The organism is Saccharothrix sp. HUAS TT1 (assembly GCF_040744945.1).
Taxonomy (GTDB): Bacteria; Actinomycetota; Actinomycetes; order Mycobacteriales; family Pseudonocardiaceae; genus Actinosynnema.
Genome location: NZ_CP160453.1, coordinates 1,685,260 through 1,701,318 on the forward strand (window position 1 = coordinate 1,685,260; position 16,059 = coordinate 1,701,318).

Genomic DNA, 16,059 nt, shown 5'->3' on the forward strand with positions numbered 1-16,059 from the left:
GATCGGATCGACGTGGTCGATCCTCCGGGGGGAGCGGGGTCGAGCGGGATCAGGCGGGCACCAGTGATCGCCGGGGGGACAGCCCCACCGCGAACCGGTCGACGGCCAGCCACAGCACCGCGAGCACGCCGAACGCCACGGCGGCCGACGGGTAGAGGACCGGGGGCGCGGCGTCCAGCGCCCGCTGCACCCAGATGCCGCCGTAGCCGAGCCCGGTGACGGCCGCCGACCCGAGGACCGCGGCCACCGGCGCGGGCACCCGGCCCAGGTGCGCCGCGTCCACCGCCAGGCCGGTGAGCAGCAGGAACACCGGCACCGCCGACAGCGGGAAGTCGGCGATCCCGAGCAGCGGCCAGATCAGCAGGCGGTAGGCGACGTAGGCGCCCGCCACCGCGGTCGCGGCCCACCGCACGCCGATCGTGCGCCGGGCGACGACCAGCACGACCGCCGCCGCCACCAGGCCCCACACCGGGTACACCCAGTCCGGGATGGGCAGCGAGAACTGCACGATCGACTCGCGGTCGACCGGGCGGCCGATCTGGTCGGCGGCGAACTGGAGCAGGCTCGGCTCGGCGTACGGCTCGCCGCGGTCCCACGAGGCGATCTCCAGCACGCCGTACTCCTGGTGCTGGTTGGGGAACCACGTGTTCTCCAGGAAGAAGAACCACAGGCCCGCCAGGCCGAGCACCGGCCACCGGCCGCCCGCCGGGAAGTGCCCGACCCACCCCCGGATCGCGCCGGCCAGCATGATCGCGGTGCCCAGGTACAGCAGGGCGTGCGACCCGCTCCACGACGTGATGTCCAGGCCGTTGATCCGGTGGTTGATCAGGTCGATGGGCAGCGCGATCAGGAAGACACCGGTGCCGACCTGCATCAGCCGCAGCGACGTCCGGTCCGCGCCGTAGCCGGTGTAGGTGTGGAACAGGGTCAGCCCGACCACGATCACCGTGCCCAGGGTGTTGATCAGGTGCGGCGGCGCCAGCTCGTCGCGCAGCCACTTGAAGTGCCAGGCGACGTCCCAGGACGAGCCGATCAGCTTGAGCAGCAGACCGGCCAGCCAGAGCTTGTAGAGCGCCGTGACGAGGGCAGGCGGCGTGTCGCGGCCGGGCTCGCCCCGCTCCCAGTGCTCGTCCCGGAAGCGCGCCACGCGATTGGTAACCCCCATGTTCACCCGCCCATGATGCGTCCCACCAGGGGTGGCAGGAAGGGTGCCCTGCCCTGGTTTTTCCGGGGTTGTCCCTTAGGGGGCGGCGATGACCAGCACTTTCCCCTGTTTCGTTCATGCTAACGGATGAGTCTCGTTGCTCTGAATGGCTCTAACGGGAAGGGTGCCGCACTGAGAGTCCGCTGAGAACACCGCACTGAGCACACCGCACTGAGCACACCGAGGAGCGCTTCCATGGGCCAGAGGGTTGTGGCCGGCCTGATCGTCACCGCGTTGGTGCTGGCACTGGTCGCTGCCGTGGCGCGGGTGTTCCTAAGCTGATCGCATGGACAACCTGCTCGGTCCCGGACCCACGTTGCTGCCCGACCGCCCGGAGGCGCAGGCCGCCGCCGAGGCGGGCACCGACCCAGCCAAGATCGTTCGCGCCTACCCCGACTTCAGCGAGGCGTGGGCGCTGCTCGCCGAGCGGGCGCTGCAGACCGGCGACCCCGTCGCCGGCTACGCGTTCGCCCGCACCGGCTACCACCGCGGCCTGGACCAGCTGCGCCGCGCGGGCTGGAAGGGCCACGGCCCGGTGCCCTGGTCGCACCGCGGCAACCAGGGCTTCCTGCGCGCGCTGGCCGCCCTGGCCAGGGCCGCCGACGAGATCGGCGAGACCGAGGAGCACGAGCGCTGCCGGAAGTTCCTCGCCGACAGCGACCCCGCGGCCCCGTCCGCCCTCGGCCTGAGCTGAGCCGCGTGGGAGCCGTGCGCGACGAGGTGGCGCGCAGGCTGAAGCGGTGGCAGAGCACGGCCTTGCCGATCGGCCAGGCCGCGCTCGCCGCCGGGCTGTCCTGGCTGGTCGCCACCGAGGTGGTCGGCCACGCCCACCCGTTCTTCGCGCCGATCGCCGCCGTCGTCTGCCTCGGCGTGTCGCTGGGGCAGCGGCTGCGGCGGGTGGTGGAGCTGGTCGTCGGCGTGTCCGTCGGCGTCGGCGTCGGCGACGTGCTGATCTCGTTGATCGGCTCGGGGACGTGGCAGATCGCGCTGGTCGTGGCGCTGGCGATGTCCGCGGCCGTGCTGCTCGACGGTGGCGCGGTGATCGCGCTGCAGTCCGGCTCGTCGGCGGTGCTGGTCGCCACGCTGCTGCCGCCGAGCGCGGGCGGCGGGCTGGACCGGATGGTGGACGCGCTGGTCGGCGGCCTGGTGGGGCTCGCCGTGACGGCGCTGCTGCCCGCGAACCCGCTGACCGTGGCGCACCGGCAGGCGAAGGTGGTGTTCGGCGAGCTCAGCGAGGCGCTGCGCGGGGTGGCGGCGGCGGTGTCCGACCACGACGCCGTGCGGGCCGCCGGGGTGCTGGCCCGGCTGCGCGACAGCCAGGAGGCGGTGGACGAGTTCGCGTCGGCGTTGAAGACCGGCGGTGAGATCGCCACCATCGCGCCGATCCGCCGGCGCCGTCGGCACGAGCTGGGCCGGTACGAGACGGCCGCCACGCCGGTGGACTACGCCCTGCGCAACACCAGGGTGCTGGCCCGGCGGGCGCTGGCGGCGCTGCGGGACGGCGAGCGGATGCCGGACGTGCTGCCCGACGTGCTGCGGCAGTACGCGGACGCGGTGGACGTGCTGCGGGGCGAGCTGGGGCGCGGCGAGGTGCCGGAGCGGGCGCGGTCGGCGGTCTGCGCGGCGGCGTCGGCGACCACGCACCGGCTCGGCGGCGAGGGCTTCTCGACCAGGGTGGTGCTGGCCCAGGTCAGGTCGGTGGCGGTGGACCTGCTCCAGGCGACGGGGTTGTCCCGGGCGGACGCGGTCGGGTCGTTGCCGCCGCTGACCCGCAAGGGCGGCAACGACTCGTCGAAGACCTAGCCCTGGGGCCGGTTCAGCACGCCGAGCAGGACGGCGTGCACCGCCTCGTGGTCCTTCGGGTCGGTGAGCCGGCAGGACGCACCGGTGACGGCGTACCACTCCTCCGCGCCCTCGTAGCGCACGGTCGCGCGCAGCTCGCCCTTGTCGAGCGTGGTGCGCAGCTCCAGGTCGCCGGTCACCACGCCGACCTCGTCGGTCATCACGCCGCCCGGTCCGGCCACGAAGGGCGAAGAGAGCTCAGCCATCGGTCGTCAGCACCTCCCCAGCATGCTTTGCAGTGCAGACTTCTCCGAGGAGTCCACCGCCAAACCCCACTTGTGCTTGGAGCGCGTCCACATCTTGGCGTAGGTGCACCAGTACGAGGACAGCGGCGGCTTCCACCGGGCCGGGTCCTGGTCGCCCTTGGCCTGGTTGACGTTGTCGGTGACGGCGATGAGCTGCGGAGCGCTGAGGTCGTTGGCGAACGACTGCCGCCGGGCCGTGGTCCAGGACGACGCGCCGGAGCGCCACGCCTCCGCCAGCGGCACGACGTGGTCGATGTCGACGTCGGAGGCGGCGGTCCAGGTCGCGCCGTCGTAGGGGCTGTGCCAGCGGCCGGAGGTGGCCGCGCAGCTCGAATCGGTGACCACGTTCGCGCCGTCCCGCTTGAGCACGGTCTCGCGGGTGTTGCAGGCGCCCGAGACGGTGCTCCAGTGCGGGAACAGGTCCCGCGAGTAGCCGCTCGTGGACCCCTCGGCAGCCACCCTCAGCGCGGCCAGCTCCGCGAGCGCGGTGCTGGTGCTGGGGATGTTCGGCGGCGTCGCCCGGGCAGGGGAGACCAGACCGACTGCCAGCCCACCAGCCAGGAGCAGGGAAAGAGCCGGAAGTCGCAGGGAAGCGGTGAATCGCGCGGTTCTGTTGACCGTTGACATAATTCCGACCTTCCTAGTTGGAAGCTGTCGGAATTACCTTGGGTCAATTCTCCTTTCGTGACAATGCTTTCGAGTGACGCCTGAATGGCGGGCGGAAGAATTCCTCCGTCACTGCAACCCGCGGACCAGCCGCAGGTCGACCGTGTGGCGGTACCAGGTCCACTTCCCCATCGGCCGCGGGTGCGCGACCCCGTCCGAGTCGACCTGCACCGGCAGGCAGCCGAGCTGGAACGCGCGCGCCGCCGTGCTGGTCACCTTCCGGCCGAGCAGCCGCTTGTGGATGACGTGCACGACCAGCCCGAGCCCGCCCTCCGGGTCCGGCGTCACCTCGATCCGGGTCGCCTGGCCGCGCAGCACGACCGTGTCGTCGCCGTAGCCGACGCCGCGCACCGGCCCGAGCGAGCCGAGCCCGACGAGCACGCCGCCCACGTCGTCCCGGACGAGTGGCACCCGATCGGGTTCACCGGCCAGGGCGAGGTCGAGCGCGCGGCCGGGATCGGTGGGCAGGCCCCAGAGCTTGGCCACCCCGGAGCGGGGGTCGGTGGGCACGTACCCGACCGGCACGTCGGCCAGCCGCTCGGACCTCAGCAGCCGCAGCACCACGGCGTTCAGGTCGGCGTCCGTCCCCTGGACGACGAGACGTTTGTCACCCGATTCCGCCAGAACGGCGTCCACCTCGGCCTTTCCGGGCCGTGCGGCCACCTGGCGCACCTCGAACCGGTCACCGTCCGTGATCTTTGGCGACTGCGAGTTTCCGCAGGCCAGCACGATTCCGCGCACCTTCATCTCCTGGTCTACCCTCAACAGCCGTCCACTGACGGCTCGGCCGTCGCAGGCATTCGGCTCTCTACCCGTCCAACCGCTTGGAGTTTCACATGCCGGCCGTCGTGCTGATCGGTGCCCAGTGGGGCGATGAGGGCAAGGGCAAGGCAACCGACCTGCTCGGTGACCGGGTGCAGTGGGTGGTCCGGTACCAGGGCGGCAACAACGCCGGGCACACCGTGGTGCTGCCCGACGGCCAGAAGTTCGCCCTGCACCTGATCCCCTCCGGCATCCTGACCCCCGGCGTCACCAGCGTCATCGGCAACGGGGTCGTGGTCGACCCCGGCGTGCTGCTCGACGAGCTGGCCGGCCTGGACGAGCAGGGCGTCGACACCAGCAAGCTGCTCATCTCCGCGGACGCGCACTTGATCATGCCGTACCACGTGGCGATCGATAAGGTCACCGAGCGCTACCTGGGCAAGGCCAAGATCGGCACCACCGGTCGCGGCATCGGCCCGTGCTACCAGGACAAGATCGCCCGGGTCGGCGTGCGCGCCCAGGACCTGCTGGACGAGAAGATCCTGCGGCAGAAGGTCGAGGCCGCGCTGGACTTCAAGAACCAGGTGCTGGTCAAGGTCTACAACCGCAAGGCGCTCGACCCGGAGCAGGTGGTCGACAGCGTGCTGGAGCACGGCACGAAGTTCACCTCCCGGATCGCCGACACCCGGCTGCTGCTCAACCAGGCGCTGGAGCGCGGCGAGACCGTGCTGCTGGAGGGCTCGCAGGGCACCCTGCTCGACGTCGACCACGGCACCTACCCGTTCGTCACGTCGTCCAACCCGACCTCCGGCGGCGCCAGCGCCGGTTCCGGCATCGGGCCGACGCGGATCACCACGGTGATCGGCATCCTGAAGGCCTACACCACCCGGGTCGGCTCGGGCCCGTTCCCGACCGAGCTGAACGACGACATGGGCGAGCACCTGCGCAAGACCGGCGGCGAGTTCGGCGTGACCACCGGGCGGTCCCGGCGCACCGGCTGGTTCGACGCGGTGATCGCCCGGTACGCGGCGCGGGTGAACGGCATCACCGACTACTTCCTGACCAAGCTGGACGTGCTGTCCGGCCTGGAGAAGGTGCCGGTCTGCGTCGGCTACACGATCGACGGCGAGCGGGTCGACGAGATGCCGATGACCCAGACCGACGTGCACCACGCCGTGCCGGTCTACGAGGAGCTGCCGGGCTGGTTCGAGGACATCAGCCACTGCCGCGAGTTCGAGGAGCTGCCCGCCAACGCGCGGGCGTACGTCGAGCACCTGGAGCGGATCTCGGGCGCCCGCATGTCCGCGATCGGCGTCGGCCCGGGTCGCGACCAGACGATCGTCCGCCACGACATGCTCGGCTGACACCGCGCTCGGAAGAAATGCCTCCGGGGCCGACGCAATCGGTCCCGGAGGCATTTTCACAATTCGGGAGCCGTTGACTTGCCCCAGCCGGATATCGAGACTCTGACTCGCTGATCAGCGCGTCCGATGTTCCCCTCCGCTGGGAGAAATCCGTGTCGATTTCCACCGCGGGTCTTGTCGCGCGCCCGGAACCCGCAATCCCGGCGCGCCCGCCCGCCCTGAAGAAACGCAAGTCGCCCGACCTGCGCCGGTGGCTGAGCCCGCTCGGCCTGGTCCTGCTGTGGCAGGTCGCGAGCAGCACCGGCCTGCTCCCCGAGGACAAGCTCGCGTCGCCGGTCACCGTGTTCCGGTCCGGCTACGAGCTGGTCGTGGACGGGCAGCTGGTCGACGCCTTCCTGGTGTCGCTGAGCCGGGTCGCGGTCGGGTTCGCCATCGGCTCGGTCGTCGGCGGCGCGCTGGGCCTGGTGTCCGGGCTGTCCCGCTGGGGCGAGCGGGTGCTCGACCCGCCGGTGCAGATGCTGCGCACGCTGCCGCACCTGGGCCTGGTCCCGCTGTTCATCCTGTGGTTCGGCATCGGGGAGGAGCCGAAGCTCGCGCTGGTCGCGGCGGGGGTGGCGTTCCCGCTCTACCTCAACCTGCACGCGGGCATCCGGCAGGCCGACCCGGCGCTGCTGGAGGCCGCGCGGGTGCTCGGCTACTCCCGCGTCGAACGGGTCCGGCACGTCGTGCTGCCCGCCGCGGTGCCGCAGACCCTCGTCGGCCTGCGGATCGCGCTCGGCACGGCGTGGCTGTCGCTGATCGTCGGCGAGCAGGTCAACGCGGACGCGGGCATCGGCTACCTGATCAACAACGCGCGCGAGTTCCTGCGCACCGACGTCGTCGTGGTCGGCCTGCTCGTCTACGCGCTGCTCGGCCTGACCACGGACGCGCTGGTGCGCGCGCTGGAGAGGAGGGTGCTGCGGTGGCAGGCGCGGTGACGATCAGGGGGCTGGTCAAGGACTTCGGGCCGCGCCGGGTGCTGGACGGGTTGGACCTCGACGTCGCGGCCGGTGAGTTCGTGGCGCTGCTGGGCCGCAGCGGGTGCGGCAAGTCGACGCTGCTGCGGGTCCTGGCCGGGCTCGACCCCGCGGTCGGCGGCACGTTCTCGGTGCCGGACCGGGTGTCGGTGGCCTTCCAGCAGCCCCGGCTGCTGCCGTGGCGGAAGGTGTGGCGCAACGTCTCGCTGGGGCTGCGCGGCGTTGATGGGCGTGCGGTCGCGGACCGGGCGCTGGCCGAGGTGCGGTTGGCCGGTCACGCCGACGCCTGGCCGTTGACGCTGTCCGGCGGCGAGGCGCAGCGCGTGTCGTTGGCGCGGGCGCTGGTGCGCGAGCCGGAGCTGCTGCTGCTGGACGAGCCGTTCGGCGCGCTGGACGCGCTGACCAGGCTCGCCATGCACCACCTGGTGGAGCAGCTGTGGCGCGAGCACCGGCCCGCCGTGCTGTTCGTGACGCACGACGTGGACGAGGCCCTGCTGCTGGCCGACCGCGTCGTGGTGCTGGACGAGGGTCGGATCGTGGCCGAGCACCGCGTCGACCTGCCGCGACCGCGGCGCCGCGCGTCCTTCGCGGACCTGCGGGTGGGAGTGCTGTCGAACCTGGGGGTGGACGATGTCGAAGCTGCTTAGCGCCCTGGCGGTCGCGGTCCTGGCGCTGGCGGGCTGCGGCACGGCGCAGTCGTCCGGCGACGGCGAGGTCGTGCTCAGGGTGGGCGACCAGAAGGGCGGCTCGAAGGCGCTGCTCACCGCGGCCGGGTTGCTGGACGGCTTCCCGCACCGGATCGAGTGGTCCACGTTCACGTCCGGACCACCGCTGCTGGAGGCGGCGTCCGCCGGGGCGATCGACATCGGCGGCGTCGGCAACACGCCCCCGATCTTCGCGGCCGCGGCGAAGGCGAAGATCGCCGCGGTGTACTCCGCGAAGGGCAGCGTGGAGGGCGACGCCCTGCTGGTGCCCGCCGACTCGCCGCTGAAGTCCGTGCCGGAGCTGAGGGGGCGCAGCATCGCCGTGGCCAAGGGCAGCTCGGCGCACGGGCAGGTGCTGCTGACGCTCGCCTCGGCCGGGCTGACGACGAAGGACGTGACGCTGAACTTCCTGCAGCCGTCCGACGCGTACTCGGCGTTCACCCAGAAGCGGGTGGACGCGTGGGCGGTCTGGGACCCCTACACCGCGCAGGCCCAGCTGGAGGCGGGCGCGCGGGTGCTCACCGACGGGCGCGGCAAGTCCAACGGCTACACGTTCCAGGTCGCCGGGCGGGCCGCGCTGGGCGACCCGGGCAAGGAATCCGCGATCAGGGAGTTCGTGAAGCGGATCGGGCAGGCCCAGCGGTGGGCCGACGCGAACCGCGCGGAGTGGGCGCGGGTGTGGGCGTCCGAGACCGGGTTGAAGCCGGAGGTCGCGCTGGCCGCCGTGGAGCGGGGCGGCGACCTGCCGGTGGAGCTGGACGACGCCGTGGTCGCGTCGGAGCAGGAGCTGGCCGACGCGTTCACCGCGGACGGCACGTTGCCCGGTCGGGTGGAGTTCAAGGACTTCGTGGACGCGCGTTTCCAGGGGGAGCTGTCATGAGCGTGGTCCTGCACTGGTTCCTGCCCACTTCCGGTGACGGCCGGACGGTGGTCGAGCGGTTCCACGCCAACCGGTCGCTCGGCGCGGCGGCGCTGCGCGAGCCGGACCTCGACTACCTGGCGCAGGTCGCGCGGGCGGCCGAGCACAACGGGTTCACCGGCGTGCTGACGCCGACCGGGACGTGGTGCGAGGACGCGTGGCTGACGACGGCGGCGCTGATCGAGCGGACGTCCGCGCTGAAGTTCCTGGTGGCGTTCCGGCCGGGCGTCATCTCGCCGACGTTGGCCGCCCAGATGGCGTCGACCTACCAGCGGATCTCCCGCGGCCGGCTGCTGCTCAACGTGGTGACCGGCGGGGACGAGGTCGAGCAGCGCCGGTTCGGCGACTGGCTGGACCACGACCGGCGGTACGCGCGGACCGACGAGTTCCTGCACGTGGTGCGGGCGGTGTGGTCCGGCCGGCCGGTGGACTTCGAGGGCGAGCACTACCGCGTCTCGGGCGCGACGCTGCTCGCCGCGCCGGACCCGGTGCCGCCGATCTACTTCGGCGGCTCGTCGGATGCGGCGCTGCCGGTCGCGGCCCGGCGGGCGGACGTGTACCTGACCTGGGGCGAGCCGCCGGCGCAGGTGGCGGAGAAGATCGGCCGGGTGCGGGCGCTGGCCGGTGACCGGCCGATCCGGTTCGGCGTGCGGCTGCACACGATCAGCCGCGACACGTCGGCCGAGGCGTGGCGCGAGGCGGAGAAGCTGCTGGAGGCCCTGGACCCGGAGCAGGTGGCCAGGGCGCAGGAGCAGCTGCGCGCGTCGCAGTCCGTGGGTCAGCAGCGGATGGTGGCCCTGCACGGTGGCGACCTGAGCCGCGGGGTGCGCGGCCTGGAGGTCCACCCCGGGCTGTGGGCGGGCATCGGGCTGGTGCGCGGCGGCGCGGGCACGGCGCTGGTCGGCAGCCACGCCGAGGTCGCGGACCTCATCGAGGAGTACCACGCGATCGGCGTGGAGGAGTTCGTCCTCTCCGGTTACCCGCACCTGGAAGAGGCGTTCTGGTTCGGCGAGGGCGTCCGCCCGATCCTGGCGGCCCGCGGCCTGCTCGCGCACACCTCCGCGACAGGCGATCCGCGCACTGGACCGGAGCTGTCGGTCCCCTCCGGCGTCGTGCCCGTCGGGGGGTCCTGACCACCGGGGGCGCCCGCACCCGCGCGGGTGCGGGCGCCCCCGGGTTCGGCGGTCAGCCCCGGCGGGCTTCCACGGCGGTGTCGGGGTTGTCGGCGAAGACGCCGTCCAGGCCGGTCGCGAAGAACCTCGCGTACTCGCCGAACGCGTCGCCGTACGCGGCCGGGTCGGTGGACGTGCGGAAGTCCGCCGGCAGGAACGCGTTCTCGTTGCGGAACGTCCAGGCGTGCACGACCAGGCCGCGCGTGTGCGCGTCGCGCACCAGGCTGGTCGGCTCGCTCAGGAAGCCCGCCGCGTCGCGCGGGATGACCAGGTCCTTCGCCGCGCCGACACCGGACGCGTAGGTGCGGATCTCGCGCAGCCCCGCCGGCGTCACCAGGTCGCGGTACGTGCGCTTGTCGCCCGCCTTGACGAAGTCGTACGGCGCGCCGGACGCGTTGACCAGCTGCACCAGCGGCACGCGCAGCTTCGGCTTCAGCTGCTTGAGGTTGGCCACCTCGAACGACTGCACGTACACCTTCGCGCCGTGCCGGTTCAGGCCCGCCCTGGTCAGCACGTCGACCAGGCGCGGCTCCAGCGGCAGGCCGATGTCCTGGAAGTAGGTCGGGTGCTTGGTCTCCGGGTACAGGCCGATGTCGCGACCCAGCTCCCGCGACAGCCGCCGGGTCAGGTCGACGACCTCCTCCAGCGTGGGCACCTCGAACCGCCCGTTGTAGAGCGTGTTGCGCGGCCGGACGTCCGGGATGCGCTCGGTGGCCCGCAGGGTCTTCAGCTCGGCGAGCGTGAAGTCCTCGGTGAACCAGCCGGTGATCGCCGTGCCGTCGATGACCTTGGTGGTCCGGCGCGCGGCGAACTCCGGGTGCGCCGCCACGTCCGTGGTGCCGCCGATCTCGTTCTCGTGCCGGGTGACCAGCCTGCCGTCCTTGGTGACGACCAGGTCGGGCTCGACGTAGTCGGCGCCCATCCGCGCGGCCAGCTCGTACGCCGCCAGCGTGTGCTCCGGCCGGTAGCCCGACGCGCCCCGGTGGCCGATCACCAGCGGGCCCTTGCGGGACGCCGCCTGCTCCGGGCCGCCGCTCGCCGACGCCGCCGGCAGCACCACCGCCCCCGCCACCGCGAGCGCCGCCAGCGCCACCCCGACGATCCTCGTCCGCACCATCGCCGACCTCCCGAAAGGGTTCCCGCTCAGAGATTCCCGACGCGCGGCAGCCTCGTCGCGCACCGCGACGTCCCGGTCACGTTAGGGCGAATCGGGGGCAACGTCCCAGTGAACGCGTGGTGGGAGGTTCGGTGGTCGTCACTCCCTGGCGATGGCCGCTTCCTCCAGGTCGAGTTCGCGCAGCACCCGGAACAGCACCTCGTCGTCGATCCGCCCCTCGTCGCGCGCCTGGACGAACACCTGCCGCTCGGCCTCCAGCATCGTGCGCCGCAACCGCCGGTACGCCGCCGCGGGGCTCTCGTCCTCCTGCCTGCCCAGCCGCTCCCACGCCGCGTTGCCCCGGTGCTCGGCCATGATCCGCAACCGGTCCACGACGTCGCCCGGCGTGTCCTCGTCGTCGCCGATGACCTCGTCCAGCCTGCGCACGGCGGCCTGCGCGGCGGCGTGCTGCACCTGCGCCTCAGCCAGCGCGTCGGTCCGCTCCTCGTCACCGCGGAACCCGAGCTCGCGGATCACCAGCGGCAGCGTCAGGCCCTGGATCAGCAGCGTGCCGACGGTGACCACGAACGCGCAGAACACGATCACCTCGCGGCCGGGCAGGTCGAGCGGCAGCGCGCTCGCCGCGGCCAGCGACACCACGCCCCGCATCCCCGCCCACGACAGCACGGTCACGCCGCGCCACCCCGGCGAGCCCTCCCGCTCCCGGACCCGCTTCGACAGCAGCCGGGGCAGGTACGCCGCCGGGTACATCCACAGGAACCGCACCAGGATCGTCGCCAGCAGCACGACCACCGCCGCCCACACCAACCCGGCGGTGACGTCCACGTCGCGCACCGCGCTGTTCAGCTGCAGGCCGATCAACGCGAACACGAACGACTCCAGCAGCGCGTCCACCGACCGCCACACCGCGCCGTCCTGCAGGCGGGTGTAGTACGAGCTGCGCGGCGCGTTGTGCCCGATGTAGAGCCCGGCGATCACCACCGCGAGCACACCGGAGGCGTGCAGCTCCTCGGCGAAGATGTACGCGCCGAACGGCACCAGCATGCCGAGCGCGCTCTCCAGCACGCCGTCGTCCAGCCGGGCCCGCACCCGCCGCACGGCCCAGCCGATGGCCAGGCCGACGAGCACACCGCCACCCGCGCTGATCACGAACGTGCGGGTGCCGTCGACCCACGTGGCGGTGACGCCGGCGGCCGCCGCGACGGCCACCTTGTAGGCCGTCAACGCGGTCGCGTCGTTGATCAGGCTCTCGCCGGTGAGCAGCGTCATCGTCCGGCGCGGCAGGTTGAGCCTGCGGCCGATGGCGACCGCGGCGACCGCGTCCGGCGGCGCGACCACCGCGCCCAGCACCAGGGCCGCCGGCAGCGACAGGCCGGGCAGCACCAGGTGCGCGACCCAGCCGACGCCGATCGTGGTGGCCAGCACCAGGCCCACCGCGAGCAGCCCGATCGGCCTGAGGTTGGCCCGGATGTTGTGGTACGAGCTGTCCAGCGCCGCCGAGTACAGCAGCGGCGGCAGCACCAGGACCAGGATCAGCTCCGGGTCCAGGCCGAACTCGGGCAGGCCCGGGATGAACGACACCGCCAGCCCGACGCCGACCAGGACCAGCGGCGCCGACCAGTTGAGGCGCTTGGCCGCGGCCGTGACGAGCAGCGCGCCGACGAGCAGCAGGAGCAGTTCCGGTCCGTGCATGGCGCAATCTTGCGTGATGATGGCCGGTATGACCTGTCCTCACGTCGCGGACCTGCCGCCGTCGGTCGCCCCGGACCACCCCGAGGGCTGCGCGGACTGCCTCGCCGTCGGCGAGCACAACTGGGCGCACCTGCGGATCTGCCTGTCCTGCGGGCACGTCGCGTGCTGCGACTCCAGCCCGCGCCGGCACGCGACCGCGCACTTCAACGCCTCCGAGCACCCCGTGATGCGCTCGTTCGAGCCGGGCGAGGACTGGCGCTGGTGCTACCTGGACGCCCGGGTCGTGTGACCCTCCGACCGTCTTTACAGTCCCTTTAGACGGTCGGTCTATGGCTGTGACGGTCGACACAGCTAGCTTCGTGAGCGCTGGATCAAGCGCGACACGAAGGGGTGCGCGTGCCGACCAAGTCGCAGGTCGAAGTCGATGAACTGCTCGCCGAGTACGACGAGGAGCGCCCCTCGCGCGCCTTGTCCCGGCGCTGGGAGCTGGGCGTGTGGGTGGCGGGCCTCGCCATCGCGCTGCTCGTGCTCAAACAGGTGTTCTGGCCCTTCAGCAAGGGCGGCCAGTACTACCTGGTGATCTTCCTGGCGGTCACGCTGCCGCTGGTCTTCCTCTGCTACCGGCCGCGCGGCAGGCGCGGCGACACCGACGACCCCGGCGTCCTCGACTGGGCGGCGGCGCTGCTGGCGTTCGTGGTCGGCGCCTACCCCCTGTTCGGCGGGTTCGACGCGTTCCTCGACCGCCAGGGGCAGCTGACCGCGCTGGACGTGGTCGCCGGGACCCTGCTGCTGGTGCTGGTGCTGGAGGCGTGCCGGCGGACCACCGGCTGGGTGCTGCCGGTCGTCTGCGTCGCGTTCGTCGCGTTCGCCTACTACGGCGGGTTCCTGCCGCCGTCCTGGGCGATCTCGCACGCCGGCGTGGACTTCTCGCAGATCATCAACGGCTTCTACAACGACGCGACCGGGTTCTACGGGACGCCGCTGGACGTCGCCGCCACGTACATCGTGCTGTTCACGATCTACGGCTCGGTGCTCAACGCGTCCGGCGCGGGCACGTTCTTCGTCGACATCAGCTTCTCCGCGTTCCGCAGGTCCCGCACCGCGCCCGGCCGCACCGCCGCCACCGCCGGGTTCCTGCTCGGCACCGTGTCCGGCTCGGGCACCGCGACGACCGTGTCGCTGGGCGCGGTGACGTGGCCGATGCTGAAGAAGGCCGGCTACCCCAAGGAGAGCGCGGGCGGGCTGCTCGCCGCCTCCGGCATCGGGGCGATCCTGTCGCCGCCGACCCTGGGCGCGGCGGCGTTCATCATCGCCGAGTACCTGGAGACCTCGTACCTGCAGGTGCTGGTCTGGGCGATCCTGCCGACGCTGCTGTACTACCTGGGCATCGCGCTGGCCGTCGAGATCGACGCCCGCAAGTTCGGCGCGAAGGCGGTCGACATCGACTCGCCGAGCCCGTGGGCGCTGCTCAAGCAGGGCGGCTACCACTTCCTGTCGCTCGCGGTGATCGTCGTGTTCCTCGCCCTGGACATCCCGGTGTTCTCGGCCGTGGTCTACGCGACCGGCGTCGCGGCGCTGTTCGCGCTGGTCGCCAAGCGCGGTGACGTGCGGGAGTGGCTGCGGGCGATGGCGGACTCGCTGTCCAGCGGCGTGCGGTCGGCGCTGCCGGTGATCGCGGTGTGCGCGGCGGCGGGCGTGATCACGTCCACCATCACCAAGACCGGGCTGGGGCAGGAGCTGGCGTCGGCGCTGGTGGACATCGCCGGCGCGATCTCGTCCAACCCGACCGCGGTGCTGTTCGTGACCGTGGTGCTCGCGGCGGTCGCGGTGAGCCTGCTCGGCCTGGCCGTGCCGGTGACCGCGTCGTTCATCATCGCGTGGGTCGTCATCGGGCCCGCGCTGATCGAGCTGGGCGTGGCGCGCGAGGAAGCGGCCATGTTCATCTTCTACTACGCGGTGCTGTCCGAGGTGACGCCGCCGACGGCGCTGGCCGCCGTGGCCGCCGCGGCCATCACCGGCGGCGACGTGATGAAGACGATGTGGCGCACGTGGAAGTACACGCTGCCCGCGTTCCTCGTGCCGCTGGCGTTCGTGCTGACCGACAACGGCGCCGGGCTGCTGCTGCGCACGTCGTTCCTCGGCGGCCTCTGGGCGTTCGCCGTCTCCGCGCTGGGCGTGGCCGCGCTGGCCGTGCTCACCGGGGGCTGGCTGATCGGTCGGGCCCGGTGGCCGGAACGCGTGCTGTGCGCGCCCGCCGCCGTCGCCCTGCTCTACCTGCAACCCGTCACCATCGCCGTCGGCGTCGGCTTCCTGCTGGCCGCGGTCGTGGTGCACGTTCTCCTGAGGAGGAAGGATCAGCATGCGCAGCTGGACGCTTAGGGCCGCCACGGGCGTGCTCGCCGTCGGTCTCGTCGCCGCCGGGTGCGGGGGCAAGCAGACCCCGGCCGCGTCGCCGAGCGGCACCGCGGGCGGGGCCGCCTGCGAGGCGGGCGACGGCCGGATCACCATCGCCACCGGCAACTCCGGCGGCGTGTACTACGTCATCGGCGGCGGGCTGGCGAAGCTGATCAGCGACAACACCGGGCTCAAGGCCACCGCCGCCGAGACCGGCGCGTCCGTGCAGAACATCCAGCAGCTCGTCGCGGGCGACTACGACGTGGCGTTCTCGCTGGCCGACACGGCGGCCGACGCGGTCGCGGGCAAGGGCGCGTTCGACGGCGAGCCGCAGCAGGTGCAGGCGTTGACCAGGCTCTACCCGAACTACACGCAGGTGCTGGTGCGGGCCGACTCCGGGATCGACTCCATCGCCGACATGCGCGGCAAGCGGATCTCCACCGGGTCGCCCAAGTCCGGCACCGAGGTGATCGCCAACCGGCTGCTCACCGCCGCCGGGCTGAACCCGGAGACCGACGTGCAGGCCCAGCGGCTCGACCTGGCCAAGACCGCGGACGGGATGAAGGACGGCAGCATCGACGGGCTGGTGTGGTCCGGCGGCCTGCCGACGGCGCAGATCACCGACATCACCACGTCGCTGAAGGACGACGTCAAGTTCATCGACATCACACCGCAGCTGGACGCGTTGAAGGAGGTCAACGAGGTCTACGACCGGGGCGTCATCCCGGCCGCGACCTACGGCCAGCCCGCCGACGTGCCGACCGTGGCGGTGCCCAACGTGCTGCTGGTGCGGTCGGACTTCCCCGAGGGCGACGCGTGCGCCGTGACCAAGCTCATCTACGACAAGAAGACGGAGCTGGAAGCCGTGCACCCGGCGGCCAAGGACATCGCCAAGGAGAAGGCCGGGATGACCGACCCGGTGCCGCTGCACCCCGGCTCGCTGGACGCACTGGGCGGATGAC

General features: G+C 72.3%; 16 protein-coding genes. 10 read left to right on the plus strand and 6 right to left on the minus strand.

Going from position 1 to position 16,059, the window contains the following annotated elements; all coding sequences use genetic code 11:
• Positions 1-49 precede the first annotated feature (49 nt).
• Entirely contained in the window at positions 50-1,147 is a 1,098-nt protein-coding gene (locus tag AB0F89_RS08265) for a hypothetical protein (protein WP_367134187.1), read from the minus strand.
• Positions 1,148-1,490: 343 nt separating this feature from the next.
• Between AB0F89_RS08265 and AB0F89_RS08270 the strand changes: the two genes are divergently transcribed.
• Together AB0F89_RS08270 and AB0F89_RS08275 are read left to right on the plus strand one after the other, a co-directional pair.
• Positions 1,491-1,898: a DUF3151 domain-containing protein gene (locus AB0F89_RS08270; RefSeq protein ID WP_367134189.1), complete on the plus strand. Its 408-nt coding sequence runs from the start codon at positions 1,491-1,493 to the stop codon at positions 1,896-1,898.
• A gap of 5 nt (positions 1,899-1,903) precedes the next feature.
• Positions 1,904-3,007, plus strand: a complete 1,104-nt coding sequence (locus AB0F89_RS08275) for an aromatic acid exporter family protein (RefSeq protein WP_367134191.1) — start codon at positions 1,904-1,906, stop codon at positions 3,005-3,007.
• On the opposite strand, the gene AB0F89_RS08280 is transcribed toward AB0F89_RS08275, so the two are convergent.
• The 3 genes from AB0F89_RS08280 to AB0F89_RS08290 form a co-directional block, all read right to left on the minus strand.
• Positions 3,004-3,252 (minus strand): hypothetical protein, encoded by a 249-nt coding sequence (locus AB0F89_RS08280; protein WP_367134193.1) that lies wholly within the window; start codon positions 3,250-3,252, stop codon positions 3,004-3,006. The genes AB0F89_RS08275 and AB0F89_RS08280 overlap by 4 nt on opposite strands.
• 6 nt (positions 3,253-3,258) lie before the next feature.
• Positions 3,259-3,918 (minus strand): HNH endonuclease family protein, encoded by a 660-nt coding sequence (locus tag AB0F89_RS08285; protein WP_367134195.1) that lies wholly within the window; start codon positions 3,916-3,918, stop codon positions 3,259-3,261.
• A gap of 108 nt (positions 3,919-4,026) precedes the next feature.
• Positions 4,027-4,698: a hypothetical protein gene (locus tag AB0F89_RS08290; RefSeq protein WP_367134197.1), complete on the minus strand. Its 672-nt coding sequence runs from the start codon at positions 4,696-4,698 to the stop codon at positions 4,027-4,029.
• A 95-nt stretch (positions 4,699-4,793) separates the two neighbouring features.
• Between AB0F89_RS08290 and AB0F89_RS08295 the strand changes: the two genes are divergently transcribed.
• The 5 genes from AB0F89_RS08295 to AB0F89_RS08315 all read left to right on the plus strand — a co-directional run bounded on the left by AB0F89_RS08295 (position 4,794) and on the right by AB0F89_RS08315 (position 9,855).
• Positions 4,794-6,083, plus strand: coding sequence for an adenylosuccinate synthase (locus AB0F89_RS08295; RefSeq protein WP_367134199.1), 1,290 nt, complete (start codon positions 4,794-4,796; stop codon positions 6,081-6,083).
• A gap of 152 nt (positions 6,084-6,235) precedes the next feature.
• Positions 6,236-7,060 carry an ABC transporter permease gene (locus tag AB0F89_RS08300; protein ID WP_367134201.1) on the plus strand — a complete coding sequence of 275 codons (825 nt, stop codon included), beginning with the start codon at positions 6,236-6,238 and terminating at the stop codon, positions 7,058-7,060.
• Complete coding sequence (locus AB0F89_RS08305) at positions 7,045-7,746, plus strand: ABC transporter ATP-binding protein (RefSeq protein ID WP_367134203.1); 702 nt, start codon at positions 7,045-7,047, stop codon at positions 7,744-7,746. The genes AB0F89_RS08300 and AB0F89_RS08305 overlap by 16 nt, the downstream gene beginning before the upstream one ends.
• A complete protein-coding gene (locus AB0F89_RS08310; protein WP_367134205.1) occupies positions 7,730-8,683 on the plus strand; it encodes an ABC transporter substrate-binding protein in 954 nt (317 codons plus the stop codon). Before AB0F89_RS08305 ends, AB0F89_RS08310 begins: the two co-directional genes overlap by 17 nt.
• A complete protein-coding gene (locus AB0F89_RS08315; RefSeq protein WP_367134207.1) occupies positions 8,680-9,855 on the plus strand; it encodes an LLM class flavin-dependent oxidoreductase in 1,176 nt (391 codons plus the stop codon). Before AB0F89_RS08310 ends, AB0F89_RS08315 begins: the two co-directional genes overlap by 4 nt.
• Before the next feature lie 52 nt (positions 9,856-9,907).
• Here AB0F89_RS08315 and AB0F89_RS08320 read toward each other — a convergent pair whose 3' ends face one another.
• Both AB0F89_RS08320 and AB0F89_RS08325 read right to left on the minus strand, forming a co-directional pair.
• On the minus strand, positions 9,908-11,011 hold the full coding sequence (locus tag AB0F89_RS08320) for a glycerophosphodiester phosphodiesterase (protein ID WP_367134209.1): 1,104 nt from the start codon (positions 11,009-11,011) through the stop codon (positions 9,908-9,910).
• Positions 11,012-11,149: 138 nt separating this feature from the next.
• Positions 11,150-12,703, minus strand: coding sequence for a Na+/H+ antiporter (locus AB0F89_RS08325; protein WP_367134212.1), 1,554 nt, complete (start codon positions 12,701-12,703; stop codon positions 11,150-11,152).
• A 28-nt stretch (positions 12,704-12,731) separates the two neighbouring features.
• Between AB0F89_RS08325 and AB0F89_RS08330 the strand changes: the two genes are divergently transcribed.
• The 3 genes from AB0F89_RS08330 to AB0F89_RS08340 all read left to right on the plus strand — a co-directional run bounded on the left by AB0F89_RS08330 (position 12,732) and on the right by AB0F89_RS08340 (position 16,058).
• Positions 12,732-12,992: a UBP-type zinc finger domain-containing protein gene (locus AB0F89_RS08330; protein WP_367134214.1), complete on the plus strand. Its 261-nt coding sequence runs from the start codon at positions 12,732-12,734 to the stop codon at positions 12,990-12,992.
• A gap of 107 nt (positions 12,993-13,099) precedes the next feature.
• Entirely contained in the window at positions 13,100-15,082 is a 1,983-nt protein-coding gene (locus AB0F89_RS08335; RefSeq protein WP_367134216.1) for a TRAP transporter permease, read from the plus strand.
• Positions 15,063-16,058: a TAXI family TRAP transporter solute-binding subunit gene (locus tag AB0F89_RS08340; protein ID WP_367134218.1), complete on the plus strand. Its 996-nt coding sequence runs from the start codon at positions 15,063-15,065 to the stop codon at positions 16,056-16,058. The genes AB0F89_RS08335 and AB0F89_RS08340 overlap by 20 nt, the downstream gene beginning before the upstream one ends.
• Position 16,059 lies beyond the last annotated feature (1 nt).